Below are 23,242 nucleotides of genomic sequence, written 5' to 3' on the forward strand. Positions count from 1 at the left end.
TGCGTTTTTTATGCGCTAGCTGAAAAATTAATGCGTTTGGATAAATTGATTGACTGCTTGAGTATAAGCATTATTTTGTCCCAATGACTTGTTGATTTCAGCATGTGAAAGTCGGACAGGCAATAACTGGGTTTGAGTTCCGAATTTCTGTGCTTGTTGAATAAATTGTCGAGCTTGAGTACAGGGTTGATCTGCACGGATGGTTGAGCACACCGCGAGAAATGCAGGTAAAGCTTGATGTAGCTGAGCTATCGGAGAAAGGGCTTTCCAGTTGGAAGGTTGATCACCAAAGGCTTGATCATAAAAACGTGCATGACGTGTTTGCATTATCTTTTCTATATCATAAGTCGCGCTATCTAAAGCAACTGTAGCACGCCAAGGCTGTGGCTGGGGTGCCAGCCAATGGGGGCGAACGGTTAATAGACTGACCAGGTGTGCGCCCGCAGAATGTCCCATCAGCACCAAGCGTTTTGAGTCAGCATGCCAATGCGGTGCCTGATTTTGGATATAAATAAGCGCTTGGGCGATATCCTGAGTTTGCTGCTGTACGGTCACATCCGGAACTAATCTATAGTTGATAGACACAAAAATCCAGTTTTGCTTGGTCCAGTAACTCAGCTTATTTTTGACCACAGCAGCATGATTTTTATCACCCATTTTCCAAGCACCGCCATGGACCATCATCATGAGCGGGGCTGGTGTTTGATCTGTGAGTACTTTGGCAGGGAAATAGACATCCATCACTTGTTGAGGATGAGATCCATAAGCCACATTTTTCAAAGTCTGCACTTTGGTAAATGTATTCGGCTCCAAAGCATGGAGCGATGTCGATGAATAGAAACAAAGTAGGGAAAAGATTGGCACAAGATTTTTTTTCATTTTAATAATCCTTTAATTTTAAATATTATCAATGTTTATAATTTTTATGATCCACTGATGTATCAACAGTAATACGTTAATTGATTCATACCTGCTTAAAAAGAGTAGAGAAGTTTGTCGGTGACATTGATCTTTTTGTCTTTTGATTAAAATAATATTACCAACAATGCAGAATCATTAGATTCTGCGTTTTTATGTGAGCTAAAAATTACGTTGCTACGGCTTTGGGCTTTTTACGTCGGATATATAACGTTTTATGCACTTCTGCAATTCGTACACCTGATTCATCGACAATATTGAGCGTATATTGACGTGTCAGAGGCGCATAGTCTTCTGCGATCTGTTTGATTTCCTCGACTTCAGCGGCACTCAGGCGAATATCGGCATACACCGTACTGCGTCCTGGGGCGAGGAAATGAATCGTTGCCGCTTTATCCCAAACAATATATGTTGAACCCAAGTGATGCATCAGAATGAGCATATAGAAAGGATCGACCATGGAATAGAGGCTGCCGCCAAAATGTACGCCGACAATATTTTGATTTTTGCGGGTGAGTGGCATTTTGACACGGACATGGTGGTTGGCTAAATCGATTTGATCAATTTCAATACCTGCACCGCGATAGGGTGCATAACGATTTAAAAAATATTTAGAAATAAGTGGAATACTTTGTAGTTTTTTAAGCAGATTCATATGATTTTAACTATATCTTTCAAGTCTGGATGCCTTATATTAGTCTAAAATTTAGGCATCAATATGGCATGTTTTGTTATGCTGAGTGCAACAAAGGTGAATAAAAATAAAAAAGATGTTTATGCAAGCGCAAACGCTATGGGTTGAAACCTCTGATCGTCAACAGCTCTATGTCAAAACTTGGGGGGAAAAAACGGCACCTGCATTGATTTTGCTGCATGGCTATCCAGATAACCAAGAAGTCTGGAAACGCGTGATTGCCGTGTTGGTACAAGATTTTTATGTGGTGAGTTACGATGTACGTGGTGCGGGACAATCCTCCATTCCCAAATCCATTCGTGCCTATAGCTTGGCTCAATTGGCTGCAGATTTAATGGCTGTTGCTAATGCCGTTTTGGGGCAGCGTGCATTTCACTTGGCAGCTCATGACTGGGGTTCAATTCAGTCTTGGGAAGCTGTAACTGATCCAGATTTAAAAGGACGAATTTTATCTTACAGTACTATTTCAGGCCCATGTTTGGATCATGCAGCGTTTTGGATGCGTAAGCAGTTTTCTGAAAATAAAATTAAATTTTTCAAACAAATGCGTAAATCTTGGTATATTGCTGCTTTCCAACTTCCTGCACTTGCGCCTGCAGTTTGGCAGTTCTTTCAACCAAAGCAGTGGCGTCAGGTAGTGATGCGTTTAGAACGTGATCAAGATATTCCGGTCAATCCTAATATCAGTAAAGATGGGCGATATGGCGTCAATTTATATCGCGCTAATTTTATGCCACGTTTATTGAAGCCGCGGCAGCGTTACGCAATTTGCCCTGTGCAGGCTATTGTCTTGAAATATGATCAATTTGTAGGTGCTGAATTGATTGATGAAATGTCGCATTGGGTAGATGATTTTCAACGTGTGGAGTTGGCTGCTAATCACTGGGCGATTCTTAGTCAGCCGCAAGCGGTTGCTACTGCCATCCGTGATTTTGCTTTAGGTCATGCAAATTCACATGCTGCAGCAATTTAAATCAGAAACGCTTGTCGGAGTTGAATGTTTGGTCAACTCCAATCTGCATAATCTCTGATAAAATAGCTTCTTTTTTGAATTTTCATCTCTTATGTTCGCAATTCTTGCTGCCATTGCAATCATGTTCGGATTGTCGTTGGCTCGTGTGCCTGTGGTTTTTGCCTTGGTTATTGGTGCAGTTTCAGGTGGTTTACTGGCTGGTTTAGGCTTACAAGGCACTTTAGATGCGTTTAATAATGGCTTAGGTGGTGGCGCTAAAATTGCCCTTGCTTACGGTATTTTAGGTGCATTTGCTTTGGCTTTGGCACGTTCAGGTTTGCCTGACTTATTGGCCTACAAACTGATTCGCACTTTAACAGGTAGCAGTAATACTAAGGTACAGAACCGCGTTAAATATCTGATTTATTTTACTGTGGCTTTGGCAGCGGTCTTCTCACAAAACTTAATCCCTGTACATATTGCATTTATTCCTGTATTGATTCCACCTTTATTAAGTGTTTTCAATCATTTAAACCTAGACCGTCGTGCAGTGGTTTGTTTGCTGACTTTTGGTTTGGTTGCCACTTATATGTTTGTTCCTGTGGGTTTCGGTGCAATCTTTCTGAATGATATTTTGGCGCACAATATCAACACCTTTGGTGCTCCGTATGGTTTTGCCATTCAAAATGAAGATATTCCTGCTGCCATGTTTATTCCTGTGTTTGGGATGTTTATTGGTCTATTGTTTGCGTTATTTGTGAGCTATCGTAAGCCTCGACATTATCAAGATGTGCAAATAGAGCGTACCCAAAGCATTTCGAGTGAGCTCAATGCAAATACCACCGCGCCAACCCTACAAGCGCCTCAGATTGCAAAATTTACCTTGTGGATGGCAGTGTTTGCGATTATTGCAACCTTGGCGGTGCAATTGTATTCAGATTCGATGATTCTGGCAGGTTTGGTGGGTGTTGCCATTTTAAGCTGTGCGGGAATTTTCAAATGGAAAGAAGCAGATGATGTGATCATTACAGGTATGCGTATGATGGCACTCATCGGCTTTATTATGATTGCTGCACAAGGTTTCGCTTCAGTGATTGAAGCGACTAATCAAGTGCCTGCTTTGGTAGAAGCGTCGGTGGAATGGATTGGCAATAGCAAAGCTTTGGCTGCATTTTTAATGTTATTGATTGGTTTGTTAATCACCTTGGGGATTGGCTCATCTTTCTCTACCGTGCCTATTTTAGCAATTATTTATGTGCCTTTATGTTTGCAGTTCGGTTTTAGTCCTGCAGCGACCATTGCAATTATTGGCACAGCAGCAGCCTTGGGAGATGCGGGTTCTCCAGCATCGGATTCAACATTAGGGCCAACTTCGGGCTTAAATATGGATGGGCAGCACGACCACATGAAGGACAGTGTAGTACCGACTTTTATTCACTTTAATATCCCATTGATCATTTTTGGTTGGATTGCTGCGATGGTGCTGTAAATCATCACCAAAATGTGTAAGCGCACGTGTTCAGAATAGGTTGGGCACGTTGCAGCATCGTGCTAAAACGACAAGAAGAATCTTTCTCAAATTCATCCTTGCATCTGCCGATTGAATCTCAATACACGATTTAAAATCTTCAAACAGAATGATTCATTTTCGTTGTAATTAACTTCTAATATTAGAATGAAGATGATTTTAATTCTCTTTATTTAATTTAAATAATTTTTATTGGTTTTTTGTTTTTTGAAAATATAAAAACCGAGTGAATTAATCTATTTAAAATAAATTTGTTTTAATTTTTAAATAAATATAAGATGTATTTTAAATAAACCTTTTAATATATTTTTTAAATAAAATTGAGTAATATAGTCGGGAAATAATAATATAAACTCTATTAATTAACTCGGGTTTTAAAACCAAGTAATTTAGTCTATTTAAAATAAATTTATATAATAATGAATAGCTTATAAAATAATTTAAATATTGTGTTTAATATGTGTTGCATATTAATAGTGGTCGTGTTTAATATTAATTAAGCGTTAAGATTTTTATTCTAAAGGTGGTTTTGAAATGTTAAAGCAAGTTGCTCTAATAGCATTAATGGGAATATCTGCTTCTGCTATGGCAGGTCAATGGCAAGTTAAAGTTGGTGGCTCGGTTATTTCTCCAACTCAAGATACAGATATTCTAAATGGCGCAGTGAATGTAGAAGCTGATCATGAATATGCATTTACACCATCGGTAGAATATTTCTTTAATGACAATATCTCTGCAGAACTATTGTTGGCTACACCAATTAGTCATGATGTACTCGTGAATGGTGAAAATGGTGCGAAGATTAAGCATTTGCCGCCAACGTTAACTGCTAAATACCACTTTAAAAATTCAACTGGTTTTACACCATACATTGGTGTAGGTGGTACGGCATTTGTTGCTTGGGATGAAGAAGGTGTTGTTAAAGATGTAAAAGAAGACTTTGGTTTTGCAGGTCAAATCGGTTTTAACTTCCAACCTGCCGATGCGAAAAATTGGGGTGTATTCTTTGATGCACGTTATGCACAATTAAGTCCTGAAGTTACGTTAACTGATGATACTGCTGCAGCATTAGGAATTAAAAAGTTTGATTTAGACATCGACCCAATGGTGTACACCATCGGTTATAGCTACAAATTCTAATTATAAAATGTAGCTCTTTATAATAATAAAAATCAGCGCAACCCCATCTTTAGGGTGGGGTTTTTTTTATTGCAAAAAATAACAAATGTAGTGAACGAAAAAATTGAGAGCATATGCCATGTTCATTTACAGTCTGAAAGATAAAGTAAAGAACAATAAATAAGGAATTCATTCATGTCGATCAAATATGGTTGGTTAGTGTGTCTTGGTTTAATGCTGAGTGTCGCGGGGCATGCGGCGAGTTTTTCTTGTGAGAAAGCCAGAACACCAACAGAACATGCCATTTGTGAACATCGTGCGGTCAATGATGCCGATGTGAAAATGGCAACCACCTATCGTATTGTTAGCCGTTTGGTCGCTATGGGGACGCGTTCACAAATTCGTGATGAACAATTTCGTTGGTTAGAATTGCGTGATCGTTGTGGCGCTTCCGTCGATTGTTTAACCCAAGTGTATAATTTGCGTCAGCAGAAATTAGAGGATCATTTAAATCAGGTCTATCAACGTGCACCTTTTTAAATTTTTCTGGGTTTAGGCTTGAAAAATTAGGCAATCACTCCAATTCATAAACACATCCAACAATAACCATGTTTATGAATTTAAGGAGTGATGAATGAGCGAGCACAGCCAAAAACACAGTTTCCAAGCCGAAGTGGCGCAGTTATTACATTTGGTGACCCATTCTCTTTATTCCAACCCTGAAATTTTCTTGCGTGAACTGATTTCTAACGCATCGGATGCCTGCGACAAATTACGTTTTGAAGGCATCAACCATCCTGAATATTATGAAAATGATCCAGATTTACGTGTGCGTATCCGCTTAGATCAAGACAAGAAAACCCTGACCATTTCAGACAATGGCATTGGTTTAAGTCAGCAGGATGCGATTGAGCATTTGGGTACCATTGCCAAATCGGGCACCAAAGACTTTATGTCAAAATTGACGGGCGATCAAAAAGCCGATGCGCAATTGATTGGTCAATTTGGTGTGGGTTTCTATTCAGGTTTTATCGTGGCAGATAAAATTACTGTGGAATCACGCCGTGCAGGATTGGCTGCAGATGAAGCCGTGCGTTGGAGCAGTGCGGGTACTGGCGAGTTTGATGTCGAGCAAATTCACAAAGCAGAACGGGGTACCGATATTATTCTGCACTTGCGTGAAGATGCGCTGGATTATTTAGAAAGCTACAAAGTTAAGCAGATCATCAATAAATACTCTGATCACATCAGTTTGCCAATTCAAATGCAGAAAGAAGTATGGCAGCAAGAAGAAGCAGCTGAAGGTGAAACACCGAAAGCAGGTCAGTATGTGAAAACTGATGAGTGGGAAGCAATTAACTCGGCCAGTGCGTTGTGGACGCGCAATAAAAACGAAATTAGTGCAGAACAGTACATTGAGTTTTATAAAAACCTTAGCCACGATTTTGACGCACCATTGGCATGGGCGCATAACCGTGTTGAAGGCAGTACTGAATACACTCAGTTGTTGTATGTGCCAAGTAAAGCACCGCACAACATTTTTACTCGTGAAGCCAAAGCGGGGATTAAATTGTATGTGAAGCGCGTATTTATTATGGATGAGGCAGACAACCTGATCCCGAACTATCTACGTTTTGTACAAGGTGTGGTGGATAGCGCCGATTTGCCATTGAACGTGAGCCGTGAGTTATTGCAAGAAAGCCGTGATGTGAAAACCATCCGCGAAGGCAATACCCGTCGTGTGTTGACCATGTTGGACAATTTAGCCAAGTCTGAAGATGAAAAAGACCAAGAAAAATTTAAGCAATTCTATCAAGAATTTGGTTCAGTTTTAAAAGAAGGCTTAGGCGAAGACTTTGGCAACCGTGAACGTATCCTGAAATTATTACGCTACGCTACTTCAAGTAATGATGACATCAGTACCTCATTGGCGGACTATAAAGCGCGAATGAAAGAAGGTCAGAAAGCCATTTACTACGTTACGGCAGACAACTTGAACGCAGCAAAGCATTCTCCACAGTTGGAGTTGTTTAAGAAAAAAGGCATTGAAGTGTTGTTGATGGCAGAACGCGTAGACGAGTGGGCGATGAACTTTGTGCAGGAGTTTGATGGCACGCGAATGCAAAACGTATCTAAAGGTGCGGTTGATTTAGGCGATCTACAAGATGCTGAAGAGAAGAAAGCTTTAGACGCGGCTGCAGAACAATTTAAACCTGTGGTTGAGCAATTGTCTGCATCTTTAAGCGGTAAAACCAAAGAAGTGCGTGTGACTACACGTTTGGTTGATTCCCCTGCTTGTTTGGTAACAGGTGAAGGTGAACTGTCACCACAATTGATTCGTATGTTGAAGGATGCAGGGCAAGCTGTACCTGATATGAAGCCAATTTTGGAAATCAACCCAGAGCATCCTTTGGTGAAAAAATTACAGGACTCCAATCAATTTGATGATTTGGCGCATGTGATTTTTGATCAAGCTGTGATTGCTGAAGGTGGCTTGCCTGAAGACCCAGCGGAATATGTGAAACGTATTAATAGCTTACTGTTAAAGTAAGTCTGCTTTCGCATGAACATGATCGATGATGCGTTGTACAAATAATGCATCGTCATCTTGCAAGATCATCTTGCAAAAAAACCAAGTCCTGTTCGCAAGACTTGGTTTTTTAATTTGGCTTGATTGTAGATGTTACCTGTTTAGAAAATGGCTTCTAAACGCACTAAAGCACCGAGATAATGATTACGATCTGCGCGATCATCATTTAAATAATTGACATCGCCCTGAATAAAGAACCATTCACGTAAAAATGGTTGACGCCAAGAGACAAATGGCCCCCAACGATTTAAACGTAAGTCATCATCGTGATAATAACCGCCTGTATAAATGCCATAGTTAAAGCGGTTGCCTGCAAAGAATTGATGTTGTCTAAAGGTGTAGTTGTCCCAAACCAAATCATCATCTTGTTCATCGGCATAGGTCAGGCTAAATTGATTGGACAAGAAAGCCTGATTGGGGCGTGCGTGCGTGAGCTCCAAGTTGGTTCTGAGATAATTTTCACTGTCGATGCCATAACGATAAATTTGTTCGGCATGAAAAGAGAAATCATTTTCCAAAGTCCAGTCTTTAGAGGCTTTTAAACGCAGATAAATATCATCGCCAGAACGTACCCCTAAATCGACATCTGTTTCAAAAGGTAGACGCTCGGCAAAGTTCGACCAACGTAATGCCAGAGAACTGTTGTCTTCACGGCTACGTTTGCTGTCTACAGTTTTGTCTGCATCATGCGCTGGGTTTTCGTTGGTAATGGCGACGTTATTTTGCAATTCGTTATCGAGCGAGTCATCACCAAAGACCACACTGAGTTTATTTTCAAGCGTAGGCAGTTTGATTTTCCCGCGAATACGAGGTTTGACTTCATATTCATTATGCTTATCCCAACTGCTATCGACCAAAACCCGCAAAGTGGCTGAGGCAGGCTGTTCAGGACTTGGTTCACCAAACCAGTTATCCAGTTTATGTGCTGTTTTATCTGCCCAGTTGCGAATATTTTTTTGACGTTGATCGAACCAAGTTAAATGTTCCGTTTCTGCGGTGGCAGGTACAATGGGTTCATTGGATTGTTCGGGTAACACCGTCGGTGTGGCATCAATCCAACGTGGAATCGTGTAATAAAAACTGCTTTTATCTACTGCACTTGGCGGAGCGACAGGCAATTCATAAGGTGGCAGTGACGTATGGGCTTGATCCACTGCTTGAGTTGATTCTTGTGCAAAAGTGATGCCTGCGACCCCACTTAAGAGACAGCTTAATATAAAAGGCGATGTGTGCTTTATTCTTGACATTATTTACTGATCTTTAAGCCATTTTTGTTAGTGTTGAAAATCTATGAGATAAAAGCAAGACTTGGCTACAAAATCATAATATAAACGGCAGTTTTTAGGCAGAAACCTCTTTTTCTTGATACATTTGAAGTGCTTGGCATAACTGCAAAGCATCAATCGGTTGCTGTAATTGGGAGATGACTTTTTGAATCATTTGCCAACTAATACCTTGTTGTCGATCTAATAAAATGTGCGGTACAGCTTGTTCAGTACGGGACAGTTGTAAGCGCTTTTGACCATGAATCACACGAATTTTTTGTCGTTCTTTCAGTAAAATCAAAGGGGTATGACTCTGTGCTTCACTTTCTTCAAACTGAATAAACTTAGTAGTTTGAATGTGCTGTATTGGAATGAAAGGAAAATAATGCTCTTGCTGCCACACGATTTGAGCATCATGACTATAGCATTGAAAAAGCTGATCGAAATCAAATAAATGTTCTTGTAATTTTTCCCAAGAAATTTCACGTATTGCTGCAATTTCATGTTCAAACTGTTGGCAAAAGTTTTGAGTCAAACGAATCGCTTGCATTTGATCTAATGCGCCAAGCAGTACCACATATTTAATAAAGCGTCCTTGCGTATTGGTTTGTTCTGCCAAATATACCGCACGCGCCAACACCTGTTGCTGATCTTCTTCGGGATCAGACAAATGCACCAATACATCGGCATATTGCGTGACTTCTGGCGCTTCAGGCAAAAAGACCCGATACAACTGTGCTGACTCATTTTGGCTAAGATTGAGCGCAGAAATGGGGCAACTATATTGGCTTAACAATAGATTATAAGCTGGGTTGACGCTTGGTTTTTGCGTGCCAGCCGTCATCTGGGCAGTATCTATTGTCGTTGCATCAGGCTGAGTTATATCCAATGTTGCATTGGAAATGATCGTTTGGTCTGCTGTCGGTTCAATTGTAAGTTCATCTTTAGCCACGTCCAAAACTTGAGTATCAGACGAGGCAACTTCTTCTGTAGCGATGTGGTCTCTAATAAAGTCAAATTGAATTGGCGGATCTGCAGCTTTATTTTCTTCTGGGTCTACAGTGGCAAAAATTGGTTGAGTTTGTGCTGCTTCTATCGTTACAGTTTGAGCAGCTTCTAGCACAGCAGCTTGCTTGAGTTCTGCATCGGTTTGAAGGCAGTGATATTGTTGCTGCTGTTCCAACATCCAGCGATAGACCTGCTCTAAATCTTGAAACTCACTTAGTAAAGCAGTGCGGTCAGCAGCAGGAATTAACCAAATTTGCCAACCTGCTCTCGGTTGATACAAAATCGCCCAACCTGCTTCAGGCTGTTGATAAAGTACTGTTTCAAGTGCTTCAAGTTGTGTAAATAAGCCACGAAAAGATTGTGCATATAAACTTTGTTCTGCAAAAGTTACCGCAGTTTGAATTGGATTTTGTGAGGCTTTAAATGTGAGCAACTGTTTTTGAAAAATCGGTTTATCGCACAGCATAAAAATTTCTTTAATGCGTGCTTTGGCTTTGGCTGTTTCATACAGACTGAGTCTTTTATGCGTTAAAGCATCAATCAAGTCGTGTAATTCTTTAATCAACAGTGATTTTTCTAGTGTATTCATTGATGCATACTTAAATATGTTGTTGTGCTTTTTCCAAATAATCTGCCAAGACAATATTCAGAGCCAATTCAATCAATTTATATTCTGCCGATTGTGGTTGAGGATAGTGTTTGGCTAATTCTATTAAATGGTTGACCTCAATCGCTTGAGGTGGAATTTTTCTTTGTATAAGTGCTTGAAGTTGTTGCATAGGCATCTGCTATAGCAATGAAAAAAATCACTTTAATTATATGGGTTTAATTAAAAAATACATGCTAAAAATTGTCAGCTTTTGTGCTTTTTTAGACATTATTGACAAAAAATGCGCTTTTTATATGAAAAATAATCAAAAAAATTTAAATCGCAGTGCCAAAAAAGTATTAGCAATTGGGTAGAACACAGTTTTTAGATGTTGCATGGACGATTTAAAGCAAATTTAGCATTAGAAAAACAAACAGCAGCCTGCTTTAGACTGCTGTTTGGGGAGAGAAATGGGAGAGATTAATACAGCTAAAATTAGTGGATAAAACGAGAAACTTAGGCGGCTTTTTGCGAAGTTGGTTCATTTACAACAGCTTCAGATGCAGCCGATTCTGTATTCACTTTTTGAGTTGGAAAATCAGGTACATGCACAATTTGAGCAGATACATTTGCAGCAATTGCTAAAAGTGAAACCATCAAAACAGATTTAAACATATTCATGGGAATATCCATCCAAAGTGTTAATGTCTAGGCAGAAGAATAGACATCGTAGGGAGATCAAACGAAATAAAAAATTCACATGAATCATAACAAAGTTTAAAATTTACAAAATGATCATTTCGGCAATTATTTTAAAAATAGCAATATAAAACAATATATTAGAGTTTTAGCTCTAGTTTTTTGTGTAGGCTTAAATGGTTGAGATGTCTGCAAAATTTGTATTTAGATAAGTCTGAAATGCGGGTGAATGGTGACAGTTTTTGACAGTGTGAAATCATGTAATGTTTAGGCTGTGATTGGTTAAACAGTCTAAAAATGCGGTTTTTTTAATCTATGATGGAATTCCAATAACGATAAAGGACAGTGAGAAAATCATGGCAATTGCAAAAGTAGTTGAAGTTAATTCAAGCAGTACAAAAAGTTTTGAAGACGCGATTCAGACTGGAATCGCTAAAGTGACAGAAACAATTAAAAATGTCCAAGGGGCGTGGATTAACGAACAAAAAGTGGTGGTTAAAGACAATCAAATCACGGAGTATCGGGTCAATTTAAAAATCAGTTTCTTGGTTGAATAACACCTCGCTTCGTTAACGAAGCATAGTAAGATGACAACTAACCGAAGCATGGTTGCGGGCCAAAGCTGGAACTTTGACCCATTTTAAAAGCACAAAAAATCCCGTAATGGGATTTTTTTGTGCGTCTAATCAGCTGGAAGAACACTATTCAGCCTTGTCTGTATTTCAATCTTAAGCTTTGGTTCAGACACATCGCATTGTTCTGCATCGCAGCTTGCTGCATCTTCAAGCTCTAGCTCGCTTGCTGTTTCAAGGGCTTTTTGCAGAACTTGCACAAAAACTTCGCGTGGCTGCGCACCTGCTAAAGCAATACGCTGATCAAATACGAAGAACGGTACGCCAGTGACGTTTAATTGTTCACGTGCAACTTCTTGGTCAAATTTTACAAAGTCGGCATATTCGTCAGAATCCAAAACATCATCCACTTCTACAGGGTTCAGCCCAATACGTGATGCAACATCTTCTAGTGTTTCACGCTCGCCAATTGCCAAACCTTGAGTCATATAGCTATAGAAAAAAGCTTCTTTGGCTTCGCTGCCCAAGCCTTTACTTTGCGCCAAATGCACCAAACGATGGGCATTAAAGGTATTGCCTGAATTGGCATTTTCCCATTGAAAGTCAATGCCTTCAGCTTTTGCCATTTCGGCAATATTACGCTGCATGTCTTCTACTTCGGCAAGGCTGCGCCCATATTTTTGTGCCAAACGCTCTGAATTGGACACTTCCTGACGCGGTGGCGCATCTGGATCGAGTTCAAAACTGTGCCAATGCACTTCTAATTCTACACCTGCTTCTTCAGCAGCAGCCTCTAAACGTTTTTTGCCGATATAGCAAAACGGGCAAACAATATCTGACCAAATATCAACGCGCATGAACAATCTCAAATTCTGTTTTTTACTAAGATGGGGATGTTACATAAAATTTAAAGCATAAAGCGATGCTAAACTTATTTTTGAGCATCTGGTCAAATAGCGTCATGGATACAGAATCATATAAAGGCATAAATGAATTGATTTATTTCACTATATTCTAATGGCTGCATTAGAAAATAAGCATAAAATGCTATACAAATGTGACAGGCTTCACGCTAAGATATTGCAAATACTAAAAATAAGAGGGCACGCATGCGACGTATAGTGCTAATTATAGGATGTGCAACGCTGCTGATTTTTGGCGGGATGTTTTATCAATATCAACAGCAGCAAAAACAAGTCACTCAATTGCATGCTTATCAAAATGTGATTTATGAAAAAGCCGAACAAATTTTTGTACAGGCACAGGATTGGTCTAAGCCGATTCAAATTGACTTAAAAGATAATCGTTTAGATGGCGACTATCAAATTATGGCGAGTTTTGTCTTGAGTCACATGGTGCAAAGTGCCGAAGCGCGCAATAGCTATTTACGTGAATTAAAAGCCTTGAATTGGGATCAGTTTTTAGATCCTCAACGACTTGCTGCAGATAAAAAACAAGACTATGCCGATACCGAAGCCATGTTGGTGCAAGTACGTGCCATGGTAGAGCTGTATCAGGAACATTTAGAACAGCATGAAGCGATGGCTTTGGAGCAGATTGAGAATCTTGAAATCAATCATAATTTGCGCCGTCATTTAGCAGAATCTTTGCTAGAAAGCCGCCATAATGACCAAGGACACGCATTATTTGAATTGGAAAAGAAAAATTTGGGTAAGGCGTATGTGTTGTTTGCAATTTTAAAAAACAATAAATGGGAGCTCAAAAACAATACCTTCATGTTCTATGAAGATGCAGCCTTGAAAGAATTTAATGCGGTATATCAAGAGATGGTGCAGCTCAATACGCAAATGCAAGAGATCACTCAGCAGCATCAGCGGGCACTGGAAAGCAAGTTGTAAGGTCTGGCAAATCCTTACATCAAATTGTCAAAAGAATGTCATCTGCCGTTCAAATCTCTTGCCTAAACTGTGCCTGTTGATTTAATTGCTCAGCTAGGCAGGTCCAATATGAACAGCATTCAAGTCTTTGATGATATTCAACAACTGTATTTGCAATTCTTAGAAAATAAAAACTACCCGAAACTCGAAAATTTAAATAATTGGGGCAAGAGCCGTTACTTCTTTAATCAGCACTTTCGTTTGGTTGAAGATTGGCATCAGACTGAACAAATTGTGATTGAATTTAATCAACAATATTATTGCTTGGATACAGGCAGCGCCCCAGACTTTATGGATAAAGAACGCTATATGACATGGTTGATGGGGGAGTTGTTGGTTTAAGCCGTGCAGGTAAATCACAACTGATCAGCCATCTAGTCTTCAAGATAACAATGCAAAAGAATAAAATTTAAAAATTAGAACAGCTCAAAACAACAAAATAAAAAATCCCCGCATGATGCGAGGATTTTTTTATTACGAAGACTTTTTACACACGCTCAATAATTGTCGCGATACCTTGACCAAGACCGATACACATGGTCGCAAGACCAATTTGCGTGTCTTGTTGTTCCATCACGTTCAACAACGTGGTGGTGATACGCGCACCTGAACAACCCAATGGGTGACCGAGTGCAATTGCACCACCGTTCAAGTTCACACGATCTTGCTGATCATAAATGCCTAAGCCTTTTAGAACAGATAGACCTTGTGCAGCAAACGCTTCGTTTAATTCAAAGGTTTGAATGTCTGCAATTGACAAGCCCGCACGTTTAAGTGCTTTTTGCGTTGCAGGTACTGGGCCATAACCCATGATTGCTGCATCACAGCCTGCAACGGCCATAGAGCGAATCACCGCACGTGGTTTCAAACCTAATGCTTGTGCACGTTCAGCAGACATAAGCAACATAGCAGAAGCACCATCAGACAATGCTGAAGATGTCGCCGCAGTTACGGTACCGCCTTTCGGATCAAATACAGGACGTAAAGCTTGGAATGCTTCAAGGTTAGCATCTGGACGAATCACTTCGTCGATGTCGCATAGTTGTTTAAAGCCGTTTGCATCATGACCTTCAATGCCAATGATTTCGTTTTTAAAACGGCCTTCTTGCGTTGCAGCCCATGCACGACGGTGTGATTCCACACCAAAGGCATCTTGCTCTTCACGAGAAATACCGTTCATGCGACCCAACATTTCAGCAGTTAAGCCCATCATGTTTGAGGCTTTGGCATAGTGCTTCGATGCAGCAGGGTTGATGTCGATACCGTGCATCATGCCCACGTGGCCCATGTGCTCTACACCACCAATGATGAAAATATCACCCTGATTGGTTGCAATTTGTGCCGCAGCGGTGTGGATCGCTTGCATTGAAGAACCACACAGACGGTTTACAGTTTGACCCGCTACTGTTTTTGGAAGATCAGCCAATAAAGCAATATTACGACCAATGTTCATACCTTGTTCTAGGGTTTGGTTAACACAGCCCCAGATCACATCTTCAACTTCGTTGACATCAAACTGGTTACGAGCAACTAAAGCACGAACCAATTCAGCCGATAGACTGTCAGCACGTACATTGCGGAACATACCGTTTTTGGTTTTACCCATTGCAGAACGTACGCCATCAACGATGACAACGTCACGTGGATTTAAAGTAGCCATTCACGTTGCTCCTTAACCGTAGAATTTTTTGTTGTTAGCAGCCATGTCACGCAACATTTGTGGCGCTTCATAAGCTTTTCCTAAGTGTGCATACTTGTCGCAAAGCGCAACATATTCAGCAACACCTGTTTGGTCGATGTAACGGCATGGACCACCACGGAATGGAGGGAAACCTACGCCCATAATCATCGCCATATCTGCTTCAGATGGTGTCGCCACGATGTTGTCTTCTAAGCAACGTACTGTTTCATTACAGAAAGCCAACATCATACGGTCAATGATTTCTTGTGCACCAAATTCGTGCTTTTCAGATGTTGCGACAGATGCTACAAGCTCATACGCAGTTGGGTCGACCACTTTGGCTTTCTTGCCTTTACGATCCAATTCATATTTGTAGAAACCTACGTCATTCTTTTGACCAAGACGTTTGTTTTCGTACATGACTTGGATTGAGCCTTTATAGTCTGGCTTCATGCGGTCTGGGAAACCTTCTGCCATGACTTCTGCACCGTGAACGCCCGTGTCGATACCAACAACGTCCATCAGGTAAGCAGGGCCCATTGGCCAGCCGAATTTTTCCATGACTTTGTCAACTTGCTGGAAGTCTGCGCCATCTTTAAGTAACAAGTCGAATGCACCAAAGTAAGGGAACAATACGCGGTTCACCAAGAAGCCTGGGCAGTCATTCACTACGATTGGTGTTTTACCCATTTTCTGAGCAAGCACCACAGTAGTCGCAATCGCTTCAGGTGAAGTTTTTTCACCACGAATCACTTCTACCAATGGCATCATGTGCACTGGGTTAAAGAAGTGCATGCCGACAAAGTTTTCTGGACGTTGTAGGTTTTCTGCCAAACGTGTAATCGAAATGGTTGATGTGTTTGACGCGATAATGGTGTTTTCACGTACTGATTTTTCAGTTTCAGCCAACACAATGCCTTTGACTTTCGGATTCTCAGTCACGGCTTCAATCACGATATCTACTTCTTTAAACTCGTCATAGCTTAAAGTTGGGCGGATACGTGCCAAAGTTTCACCCATTTTGGCAGGTGTCATTTTTTTACGTTCAACTTGTTTGGTCAGCAATTTGTTTGCTTCAGACATCCCCAATGCCAATTGTGGATTGCCAATGTCTTTCATGATAATTGGTGTGCCTTTGCTTGCCGCTTGGTAAGCAATACCGCCACCCATGATACCCGCGCCGAGTACAGCCGCTTGGTTAACAGGATGCGCACCTTTTTCATATTTTTTCGAGGTCTTCTTCACCACTTGGTCGTTGATGAACAAGCCAATCAACGCGCCTGCTTGTGGCGTTACCGCAGCTTTAGCAAAGCCTTCCGCTTCCGCTTTGAGTGCGTCATTACGTGGCAAGCTTGCACCTGCTTGTAAAGAATCAAGCATGAGTTTTGGTGCAGGGTATTGTGCAGGATTCGCTTTGGCTAATACCGCACCTTTTGCAGTGTTGAACGCCATCATTTGTTCAAGTGGGTTCAATTTCACTGGGTCTAATTTTTCTTGGCGTTTTGCTTTCCAGTCCAAACGACCTGCAATGGCTTGTTTAACCAAATCAAGCGCAGCCGCTTGTAATTGATCTGCAGCAACTACAGCATCTACAGCACCGTCTTTAAGTGCAGCATCAGGACGTTTAGGGTTGGCCATTGCCATCCATTCAACCGCATTGTCGATACCAATAACGCGGCTTAAACGAACCGTACCACCAAAGCCTGGGAAAATACCGAGTTTGATTTCTGGTAAGCCCACTTGTGCTTGGTCTGACATGACACGGTAGTCACATACCAAACACATTTCAAAGCCACCGCCCAATGCCATACCATTGATTGCAGCAACTTTAGGAATTTCTAAATCTTCAAAAGCATTGAAGATGTCGTGAACAGGCAATGCCCAATCCACAATGGCTTGTTCGCCTTGAGCGAAGTTTGCGCCAAATTCGGTGATGTCTGCACCCACGATAAAGGTTGATTTCGCAGAAGTGACGATTAAACCTTTCACTTCATTGTTTGCTTTAACAGCCTCAATCGCAGCTTTAAAGTCTTCAATCGTTGCACGGTTAAATTTGTTGACCGACTCACCTTGTAAGTCAAAGCGGAATTCTGCAATTCCGTCCGAAAGCATTTGGACGGTAATGGCATTGCCAGCGTGGATCATGCCTGATCTCCTTTATTTTGGAGGACTTCTAAGTTGATGTTATGAAGCGTGTGCGATAGTCCTGCACACATATATGCCTCGCTAATCTTACGATAACTATATCGAAAAAAAATATAGCAAGTTGTATCAAGCCGTGACGCAAGGGTCATGATTTTTCTCATAGCTCGGAATTGCTTTTTGACCCGATTTTAAAATCCTATGTTTAAAGAAAGATGAAAGTGATTGTTTTCTCTTTTATTTTTAATCAGGTTGTATTGTTTTATGATTTAGAAAAGCTTGATAAATAGATGTTATCAGTGGGTTGTTTGGGACAGAAAAGTAAATCCATCGTTTGGATGGTGATGTTTTAAAGCGTGAAGCTGGATAGGGGGGATAGCGATTTGCAATGCTGTGTTCTATTTTCTGCTATGACCTCATGCGCTGAAATTGAGTAGAATATGCGACATTTTGAATTTTAGCTGTTTTCAGCAATTTAGGTTGTTCTATGTTGAAGTGGATTATTTTGGCGATTTTTATCGCTTCAGCGCTGTATATTCAACAGCGCGGCAAGGTGCGTCATAGTTTTTATCGTCAGTTTTTTGACCACTCTACCATCCTCACACCGATCAACTATTTAATGTATTTGTTCTCTAAAGTACCAAATCAACCGTATATCGACACCCAGCACTTTCAAGATTTAAAGGTTTTGGATGACAATTGGGAAATGATTCGTGATGAAGCCAAAGCTTTATATGAACAGGGTGGTATTAAAGCTTCAAGTACTTACGATGATTTGGGTTTTAACTCATTCTTTAAAACAGGCTGGAAGCGCTTTTACTTAAAATGGTATGACTCCGCGCATCCATCAGCAGCAGAATTATGTCCAAAAACCACAGCATTATTAAAAACTTTGCCTAGCATTAAGGCGGCGATGTTTACTGAACTAGCGCCCGACAGTCGTTTAGTGCGTCATCGCGACCCGTATGCAGGTTCATTGCGTTACCACTTGGGATTGATGACACCAAATGATGACCGTTGTTTTATTGATGTCGATGGTGAGCGGTATTCATGGCGTGATGGTGAAAGTGTGGTGTTTGATGAAACCTATATTCACTATGCTGAAAATGGCACTTCTCAAAACCGTATTATTTTCTTTGCCGATGTCGAGCGTCCGTTAAAATCTCGCTGGATGCAAAAGTTTAATCACTGGTTTGGCAAAAATGTGATGACCGCAGCAAGCTCTCCGAATGAAGCAGGCGATCAGACGGGTGGCTTAAATAAAGTCTTTGGCTATGTCTATCAAGTGCGTTTAAAAGCCAAGGCTTTAAAAGCTAAAAATAGTCGTGTGTACTATTTCTTAAAATGGTTTTTAATGCTCGGGATTTTCTTCTTAATTTTTATTCGCCCTTATGTGTTTTAGAGTATCACAACGCCTTTCGGGGCGTTTTTTTATGACATTTTTGAGCAATTTCAGCAACGAGCTTTAATCCAGACCTACTTTTATGTATAGAATGAAGTAAATAGGGGAATTTTTATGCAAACGTTTCGTTCTAAAAAAGATTGGTGGGTTTTGGCTTTTGTGATTTGTATGTCTGGTCTATTGATTCAGTTATTGCTGACCATGTACGCCAAAGGCACGATGCCAGCATTTCCTTTGCACACAGGGGTGTATTTCATTACCATTTTTGTGTTGTGGTGGCCTGTGTTCAATACGCGTTATCAGGTCGATGCAGAACGCTTGCAGATCCGTTGCATGTTTTTAAAATGGGACATTCCACGCGACAGTATTCAAAAAATATCTAAAACCAATAATTCGGTAGCGTCACCTGCTTTGTCGCTGAAGCGTTTAAAAATTGATTATCTTCTAGCGGGGCAGCCAAAATTTGTATTGGTTTCACCTAAAGATCAGACCAAATTTAGTCAAGCCTTGGGAATGGAAATTACCGACTAATCCCTAGGGTCTGTTGACATTTCATAAATGGCTTGCGCTGTAGGCTAAAACTGAGCAGATCAGGCATGAAACGCAGGGAATAGCGAGACTATTGCCAAGTTTCATAACGCAATCTGAGAAAGTTTTAGCCACATGAGCGAGAACAAAGCATTGCTTTGTTTGCTGCGCAAGGGGACGAGCATATTTTTTGCTGCTATTGCGTTATGAGTCAGTCATTTAGAATGACTAAATTTCCTGCCTCATGCCTTATATCAGCTAAAAAACCTTGCGAGATATATCTCTCACGTCGCAAACATAGACGAATTGTCAACAGACCCTAGGCTTTTTAAGCAAAAATAAGCATCAAAACTTTGAGGATGAGCAGAGTGGCATTCTCAAGATTCACGCAGTATAAGTCGCGGGTTTATTCTATTTTGAGGTGCAATTGATTTGCACTGCAATCTACCCATATTTCCGATTTTTCGGGATGACTTAAAAAATACAAAGCTAAAATAGGCTCAAGTTCGGTACGAATTTTACGCCCCAAATGCCGCGCGCCGTAACGAATATCATGCCCCTGATAAAAATAGGCTTTAGCTGCTGCAGTCAGTTGGACTTGGCGTTGTTGATGCTGCAGGCGATGGTTTAACTTTTCCAATTCAATTTCAACCAATTGCGGCAGGGCATCAGCAGATACCGCTTGATAATGCAAACTACGGTCAATCCGATTTAAAAATTCAGGGTCAAATTTACGCTGCATGACTTTTTCAATGATCCGTTGTGTGGGCATGCGTTTTAAGCACAGTTGTTGTACTTTTTGCGGCAACAGATTCAATTTATCTAAGTATTGTTGTGCGGCTTGAGCACCCACATTGCTGGTCATAAAAATCATGCAATTGCGAAAGTCGATGGTTTTGGTGCCTGCAGTCAGGGTCAGTTTGCCTGTATCTAGCACATTCATTAAGCCACGTATCACTTCGCTTGAGGCTTTTTCCAGTTCATCAAACAGCATAATGCCTGGGCGGGTGTGCGAACCTGCAATCGCAGTTTCATCAAATAAACTATGGCCTTCTTTAGAGCCGACATAGCCAGGAGGCGCGCCTGTGAGTGCAGCCGCATAGTGTTCCTGCGCCAAGGTATTCATATCAATGCGGCTGAAGGCATCGGGGCGACCATAAATCGCTTCGGCAATCAGGCGCACCGTTTCGGTCTTGCCAACACCTGTCGGGCCAAGCATTAAAGTCACTGAAAGTGGTCGCTCTGTGCTGGAGAAATCGGCCTTGACCACATACAGCATTTTTTCGATTTCATTCAGCGCTGCATCTTGTCCAATAATCCGTTGACGTAACAATTGCATGACTTGTGTAGGTTCAAAATGAAAGCGCGGCTTGCCAATCAAACGGTCTTTGGCGGATACATACTGATGTGTACTGATCGGCTGGGACGTTGCGGATTGAATGGTCGGTATGCCGTGTGGTGCGGTCGTCATCCTTCACTTTCCTTCTGCTGACAAGATGCCTGAGCATAGCAAATCTTGTGTTGCCGACTGATCGTTTTTAGCACTGAGCTGATCGTTTTAGTGGATAGATCATGCGCTATGCCACAGGATAAAGCTTGAAAAAATCAGATAAAGCAGCACATCATGTAAAGAATGTAGCAAGAATAGGATGACTCGTGAACCCAAACGCAGGTGAGCATATCGAGAAAATTTTGGCAAATATGACCCAATTGCCAGGGGTTTACCGTATGTTGGGTAAAGACGGGGAGTTGTTATATGTCGGCAAAGCCAAAAAATTAAAAAACCGAGTGTCGAGTTATTTTGTCAAAACCATCGAGCATCCTAAAACGCAGGCTTTAGTGGCGCGTATTTATGATATTGAAACTTTGGTGGTGCGTTCCGAAACTGAAGCGTTATTGCTTGAACAAAATCTGATTAAGCTGCATCGTCCACCGTACAATATTATGCTGCGCGATGATAAGTCCTATGTTTATATTTTTGTGTCGGCAGATCAGCCTTATCCGCGTATTGCCAGTGGACGCGGCAAAGGCAAGCATCAGATAGGCAAGTTTTTTGGGCCTTATCCGAGTGCGTACAATGCCCGCGATACTTTGGTGGTGTTACAAAAACTGTTTAATGTGCGGCAGTGTGAAAACAGTTATTTTGCTCAACGGCAGCGTCCGTGTTTGCAATATCAGATCAAACGCTGTTCGGCACCGTGTGTAGGATTGATTTCGCCCGAAGAATATAAAGAAGATGTTAATAATTCGATTCGATTTTTACAGGGCGATAGTAAAGAACTGAATCAGCAATTGATTGCTAAAATGGAAGCTGCAGCCGAAGCGTTGGAATTTGAAAAAGCAGTCTTTTACCGTGACCGTATGGCTTTGTTGCGTGATGTGCAGGCACAGCAAGCCATTTATAAACTCAAAGGCGAAGCCGATATTATCGCAATTGCTTATCAGGCAGGTGTGACCTGTGTGCAAATTATGCATGTGCGCAATGGCAAAATGCTGGGCGGTAAAAGCTATTTTCCTGATATGTTGGGCGATGATTTGGGGCAAATGTTGGCCGATTTTATTGCCAACTTTTACTTTCAGGTGGCCGATGAAATTCCAGCGGAATTGATTGTTAATGTGGAAGTGGCAGATTGCAAAGAGTTGGAACAAGCCTTACAGCAACACTTCGATAAAAAAATTCAAATTAAACATAAAGTGCGTGAAACCCGTGCCGAGTGGCAAGAATTGGCACAAATGAATGTGCAGCATGCCATTAAAGGTAAACTCGCCAATCACTTTGAATTAAATGAGCGTTTTCATCAGTTAGAGCAAGTGGTTGGACGCCCGATTGATCGGATTGAATGTTTTGATATTTCGCACACTATGGGCGAAGACACTGTGGCATCTTGCGTGGTATTTGACAGTGGTGGTATTCGCAAACGTGATTATCGACAATTTTCAATTCAGGATATTCAGGCTGGAGATGACTATGCTGCCATGCGCCAAGCTTTAACGCGCCGTTATAAAAAAGCCATGCTGCCCGATTTATTGCTGATTGATGGCGGTAAAGGGCAGTTGAATATGGCGATGGAGGTCATGCAGGAGTTAGGATTGGATGCCTTTATGATTGGGGTGTCCAAAGGCGAAGGACGCAAACCTGGTCTAGAAACGCTACATTTTACCGATGGCAGCAAAATTCAGCTGCCTGAAGATCATAAGGCGCTGCATTTGATTCAGCAGGTACGTGATGAAGCACACCGATTTGCAATTACCAAGCACCGTGCCAAGCGCGATAAAAAACGTGGCTCATCAATACTTGAAGTGATTCCGGGCTTAGGGCCAAAACGTCGTCGTGATTTACTCACCCATTTTGGTGGCATACAAGGTGTCCTGAAAGCTTCTGAAAAAGAGTTGACTTTAGTACCCGGACTGGGTGAAGTAATGGCGCGTACGATTTATAAAGTGCTGCATGAATGACTAAATTTCCTGCCTCATGCCTTATATTAGCTAAAAATCTTGCGAGATATATCTCTCACGTCGCAAACATAGACGAATTGTCAACAGACCCTATTTACTGCATAAAAAGCAGTATTTTCTACAAAGGTAAATAGCAAAAAAGTGCATTGACTCTGTCGTCATTGAACATTCACATCAGATCGAAACCCTGTAATATCAACC

At 41.1% G+C, this 23,242-nt stretch carries 21 protein-coding genes; 11 read left to right on the top strand and 10 right to left on the bottom strand.

What is annotated here, in order from left to right; all coding sequences use genetic code 11:
- Nucleotides 1-27 precede the first annotated feature (27 nt).
- Nucleotides 28-879, bottom strand: a complete 852-nt coding sequence (locus C3Y93_RS11155; protein WP_104852933.1) for an alpha/beta hydrolase — start codon at nucleotides 877-879, stop codon at nucleotides 28-30.
- Between the two features lie 208 nt (nucleotides 880-1,087).
- On the bottom strand, nucleotides 1,088-1,573 hold the full coding sequence (locus C3Y93_RS11160; protein WP_096902327.1) for a DUF4442 domain-containing protein: 486 nt from the start codon (nucleotides 1,571-1,573) through the stop codon (nucleotides 1,088-1,090).
- A gap of 121 nt (nucleotides 1,574-1,694) precedes the next feature.
- On the opposite strand from C3Y93_RS11160, the gene C3Y93_RS11165 reads away from it, so the two are divergent.
- From C3Y93_RS11165 to htpG, 5 genes are all read left to right on the top strand, one after another.
- Nucleotides 1,695-2,585 carry an alpha/beta fold hydrolase gene (locus tag C3Y93_RS11165; protein WP_104853285.1) on the top strand — a complete coding sequence of 297 codons (891 nt, stop codon included), beginning with the start codon at nucleotides 1,695-1,697 and terminating at the stop codon, nucleotides 2,583-2,585.
- Nucleotides 2,586-2,676: 91 nt separating this feature from the next.
- A complete protein-coding gene (locus C3Y93_RS11170; RefSeq protein ID WP_104852934.1) occupies nucleotides 2,677-4,053 on the top strand; it encodes a Na+/H+ antiporter family protein in 1,377 nt (458 codons plus the stop codon).
- A 573-nt stretch (nucleotides 4,054-4,626) separates the two neighbouring features.
- Nucleotides 4,627-5,232 (top strand): OmpW/AlkL family protein, encoded by a 606-nt coding sequence (locus C3Y93_RS11175; protein WP_104852935.1) that lies wholly within the window; start codon nucleotides 4,627-4,629, stop codon nucleotides 5,230-5,232.
- Nucleotides 5,233-5,406: 174 nt separating this feature from the next.
- Entirely contained in the window at nucleotides 5,407-5,751 is a 345-nt protein-coding gene (locus C3Y93_RS11180) for a lysozyme inhibitor LprI family protein (protein ID WP_104852936.1), read from the top strand.
- A gap of 94 nt (nucleotides 5,752-5,845) precedes the next feature.
- On the top strand, nucleotides 5,846-7,762 hold the full coding sequence (gene htpG, locus C3Y93_RS11185; RefSeq protein WP_104852937.1) for a molecular chaperone HtpG: 1,917 nt from the start codon (nucleotides 5,846-5,848) through the stop codon (nucleotides 7,760-7,762).
- Between the two features lie 140 nt (nucleotides 7,763-7,902).
- Here the strand turns inward: htpG and C3Y93_RS11190 are convergent, their stop codons facing one another.
- From C3Y93_RS11190 to C3Y93_RS14380, 4 genes are all read right to left on the bottom strand, one after another.
- Nucleotides 7,903-9,048, bottom strand: coding sequence for a hypothetical protein (locus tag C3Y93_RS11190; RefSeq protein ID WP_104852938.1), 1,146 nt, complete (start codon nucleotides 9,046-9,048; stop codon nucleotides 7,903-7,905).
- 94 nt (nucleotides 9,049-9,142) lie between these two features.
- Nucleotides 9,143-10,663 (bottom strand): hypothetical protein, encoded by a 1,521-nt coding sequence (locus C3Y93_RS11195; RefSeq protein WP_104852939.1) that lies wholly within the window; start codon nucleotides 10,661-10,663, stop codon nucleotides 9,143-9,145.
- A gap of 10 nt (nucleotides 10,664-10,673) precedes the next feature.
- Nucleotides 10,674-10,853, bottom strand: coding sequence for a hypothetical protein (locus C3Y93_RS11200; RefSeq protein WP_104852940.1), 180 nt, complete (start codon nucleotides 10,851-10,853; stop codon nucleotides 10,674-10,676).
- A 326-nt stretch (nucleotides 10,854-11,179) separates the two neighbouring features.
- Nucleotides 11,180-11,344 (bottom strand): hypothetical protein, encoded by a 165-nt coding sequence (locus C3Y93_RS14380; protein WP_019836107.1) that lies wholly within the window; start codon nucleotides 11,342-11,344, stop codon nucleotides 11,180-11,182.
- A 374-nt stretch (nucleotides 11,345-11,718) separates the two neighbouring features.
- Between C3Y93_RS14380 and C3Y93_RS11205 the strand changes: the two genes are divergently transcribed.
- Nucleotides 11,719-11,919: a dodecin family protein gene (locus tag C3Y93_RS11205; protein WP_004975809.1), complete on the top strand. Its 201-nt coding sequence runs from the start codon at nucleotides 11,719-11,721 to the stop codon at nucleotides 11,917-11,919.
- Between the two features lie 125 nt (nucleotides 11,920-12,044).
- On the opposite strand, the gene C3Y93_RS11210 is transcribed toward C3Y93_RS11205, so the two are convergent.
- Complete coding sequence (locus C3Y93_RS11210) at nucleotides 12,045-12,791, bottom strand: DsbA family oxidoreductase (RefSeq protein ID WP_104852941.1); 747 nt, start codon at nucleotides 12,789-12,791, stop codon at nucleotides 12,045-12,047.
- Nucleotides 12,792-13,043: 252 nt separating this feature from the next.
- Between C3Y93_RS11210 and C3Y93_RS11215 the strand changes: the two genes are divergently transcribed.
- Nucleotides 13,044-13,793 (top strand): hypothetical protein, encoded by a 750-nt coding sequence (locus C3Y93_RS11215; protein WP_104852942.1) that lies wholly within the window; start codon nucleotides 13,044-13,046, stop codon nucleotides 13,791-13,793.
- A gap of 108 nt (nucleotides 13,794-13,901) precedes the next feature.
- A complete protein-coding gene (locus C3Y93_RS11220; protein WP_104852943.1) occupies nucleotides 13,902-14,174 on the top strand; it encodes a hypothetical protein in 273 nt (90 codons plus the stop codon).
- 145 nt (nucleotides 14,175-14,319) lie between these two features.
- Here C3Y93_RS11220 and fadA read toward each other — a convergent pair whose 3' ends face one another.
- Both fadA and fadB read right to left on the bottom strand, forming a co-directional pair.
- A complete protein-coding gene (gene fadA / locus C3Y93_RS11225; protein ID WP_004975824.1) occupies nucleotides 14,320-15,492 on the bottom strand; it encodes an acetyl-CoA C-acyltransferase FadA in 1,173 nt (390 codons plus the stop codon).
- A gap of 12 nt (nucleotides 15,493-15,504) precedes the next feature.
- Entirely contained in the window at nucleotides 15,505-17,658 is a 2,154-nt protein-coding gene (gene fadB / locus C3Y93_RS11230) for a fatty acid oxidation complex subunit alpha FadB (protein WP_104852944.1), read from the bottom strand.
- A 484-nt stretch (nucleotides 17,659-18,142) separates the two neighbouring features.
- Here fadB and lpxO point away from each other — a divergent pair, with 484 nt between their 5' ends.
- Both lpxO and C3Y93_RS11240 read left to right on the top strand, forming a co-directional pair.
- On the top strand, nucleotides 18,143-19,057 hold the full coding sequence (gene lpxO, locus C3Y93_RS11235) for a lipid A hydroxylase LpxO (protein WP_104852945.1): 915 nt from the start codon (nucleotides 18,143-18,145) through the stop codon (nucleotides 19,055-19,057).
- Between the two features lie 114 nt (nucleotides 19,058-19,171).
- Nucleotides 19,172-19,588, top strand: coding sequence for a PH domain-containing protein (locus tag C3Y93_RS11240; RefSeq protein ID WP_104852946.1), 417 nt, complete (start codon nucleotides 19,172-19,174; stop codon nucleotides 19,586-19,588).
- Between the two features lie 403 nt (nucleotides 19,589-19,991).
- On the opposite strand, the gene C3Y93_RS11245 is transcribed toward C3Y93_RS11240, so the two are convergent.
- Entirely contained in the window at nucleotides 19,992-21,056 is a 1,065-nt protein-coding gene (locus C3Y93_RS11245; RefSeq protein ID WP_104852947.1) for an AAA family ATPase, read from the bottom strand.
- A gap of 185 nt (nucleotides 21,057-21,241) precedes the next feature.
- On the opposite strand from C3Y93_RS11245, the gene uvrC reads away from it, so the two are divergent.
- Nucleotides 21,242-23,041 (top strand): excinuclease ABC subunit UvrC, encoded by a 1,800-nt coding sequence (gene uvrC / locus C3Y93_RS11250; RefSeq protein ID WP_104852948.1) that lies wholly within the window; start codon nucleotides 21,242-21,244, stop codon nucleotides 23,039-23,041.
- Nucleotides 23,042-23,242: the final 201 nt, after the last annotated feature.

It is taken from the genome of Acinetobacter sp. SWBY1 (assembly GCF_002946595.1).
Lineage (GTDB): Bacteria > Pseudomonadota > Gammaproteobacteria > Pseudomonadales > Moraxellaceae > Acinetobacter > Acinetobacter towneri.

What these genes read in the sequence shown, in the direction of transcription:
- fadA (WP_004975824.1), bottom strand. Translation starts at nt 15,492, where the DNA reads ATGGCTACTTTAAATCCACGTGACGTTGTCATCGTTGATGGCGTACGT.
- C3Y93_RS11205 (WP_004975809.1), top strand. Translation starts at nt 11,719, where the DNA reads ATGGCAATTGCAAAAGTAGTTGAAGTTAATTCAAGCAGTACAAAAAGT.
- fadB (WP_104852944.1), bottom strand. Translation starts at nt 17,658, where the DNA reads ATGATCCACGCTGGCAATGCCATTACCGTCCAAATGCTTTCGGACGGA.
- C3Y93_RS11240 (WP_104852946.1), top strand. Translation starts at nt 19,172, where the DNA reads ATGCAAACGTTTCGTTCTAAAAAAGATTGGTGGGTTTTGGCTTTTGTG.
- C3Y93_RS11180 (WP_104852936.1), top strand. Translation starts at nt 5,407, where the DNA reads ATGTCGATCAAATATGGTTGGTTAGTGTGTCTTGGTTTAATGCTGAGT.
- C3Y93_RS11195 (WP_104852939.1), bottom strand. Translation starts at nt 10,663, where the DNA reads ATGAATACACTAGAAAAATCACTGTTGATTAAAGAATTACACGACTTG.
- C3Y93_RS11160 (WP_096902327.1), bottom strand. Translation starts at nt 1,573, where the DNA reads ATGAATCTGCTTAAAAAACTACAAAGTATTCCACTTATTTCTAAATAT.
- C3Y93_RS11210 (WP_104852941.1), bottom strand. Translation starts at nt 12,791, where the DNA reads ATGCGCGTTGATATTTGGTCAGATATTGTTTGCCCGTTTTGCTATATC.
- htpG (WP_104852937.1), top strand. Translation starts at nt 5,846, where the DNA reads ATGAGCGAGCACAGCCAAAAACACAGTTTCCAAGCCGAAGTGGCGCAG.
- C3Y93_RS11155 (WP_104852933.1), bottom strand. Translation starts at nt 879, where the DNA reads ATGAAAAAAAATCTTGTGCCAATCTTTTCCCTACTTTGTTTCTATTCA.
- lpxO (WP_104852945.1), top strand. Translation starts at nt 18,143, where the DNA reads ATGTTGAAGTGGATTATTTTGGCGATTTTTATCGCTTCAGCGCTGTAT.
- C3Y93_RS11200 (WP_104852940.1), bottom strand. Translation starts at nt 10,853, where the DNA reads ATGCAACAACTTCAAGCACTTATACAAAGAAAAATTCCACCTCAAGCG.
- C3Y93_RS11165 (WP_104853285.1), top strand. Translation starts at nt 1,695, where the DNA reads ATGCAAGCGCAAACGCTATGGGTTGAAACCTCTGATCGTCAACAGCTC.
- C3Y93_RS11215 (WP_104852942.1), top strand. Translation starts at nt 13,044, where the DNA reads ATGCGACGTATAGTGCTAATTATAGGATGTGCAACGCTGCTGATTTTT.
- C3Y93_RS11190 (WP_104852938.1), bottom strand. Translation starts at nt 9,048, where the DNA reads ATGTCAAGAATAAAGCACACATCGCCTTTTATATTAAGCTGTCTCTTA.
- C3Y93_RS14380 (WP_019836107.1), bottom strand. Translation starts at nt 11,344, where the DNA reads ATGAATATGTTTAAATCTGTTTTGATGGTTTCACTTTTAGCAATTGCT.
- C3Y93_RS11175 (WP_104852935.1), top strand. Translation starts at nt 4,627, where the DNA reads ATGTTAAAGCAAGTTGCTCTAATAGCATTAATGGGAATATCTGCTTCT.
- C3Y93_RS11220 (WP_104852943.1), top strand. Translation starts at nt 13,902, where the DNA reads ATGAACAGCATTCAAGTCTTTGATGATATTCAACAACTGTATTTGCAA.
- C3Y93_RS11170 (WP_104852934.1), top strand. Translation starts at nt 2,677, where the DNA reads ATGTTCGCAATTCTTGCTGCCATTGCAATCATGTTCGGATTGTCGTTG.
- C3Y93_RS11245 (WP_104852947.1), bottom strand. Translation starts at nt 21,056, where the DNA reads ATGACGACCGCACCACACGGCATACCGACCATTCAATCCGCAACGTCC.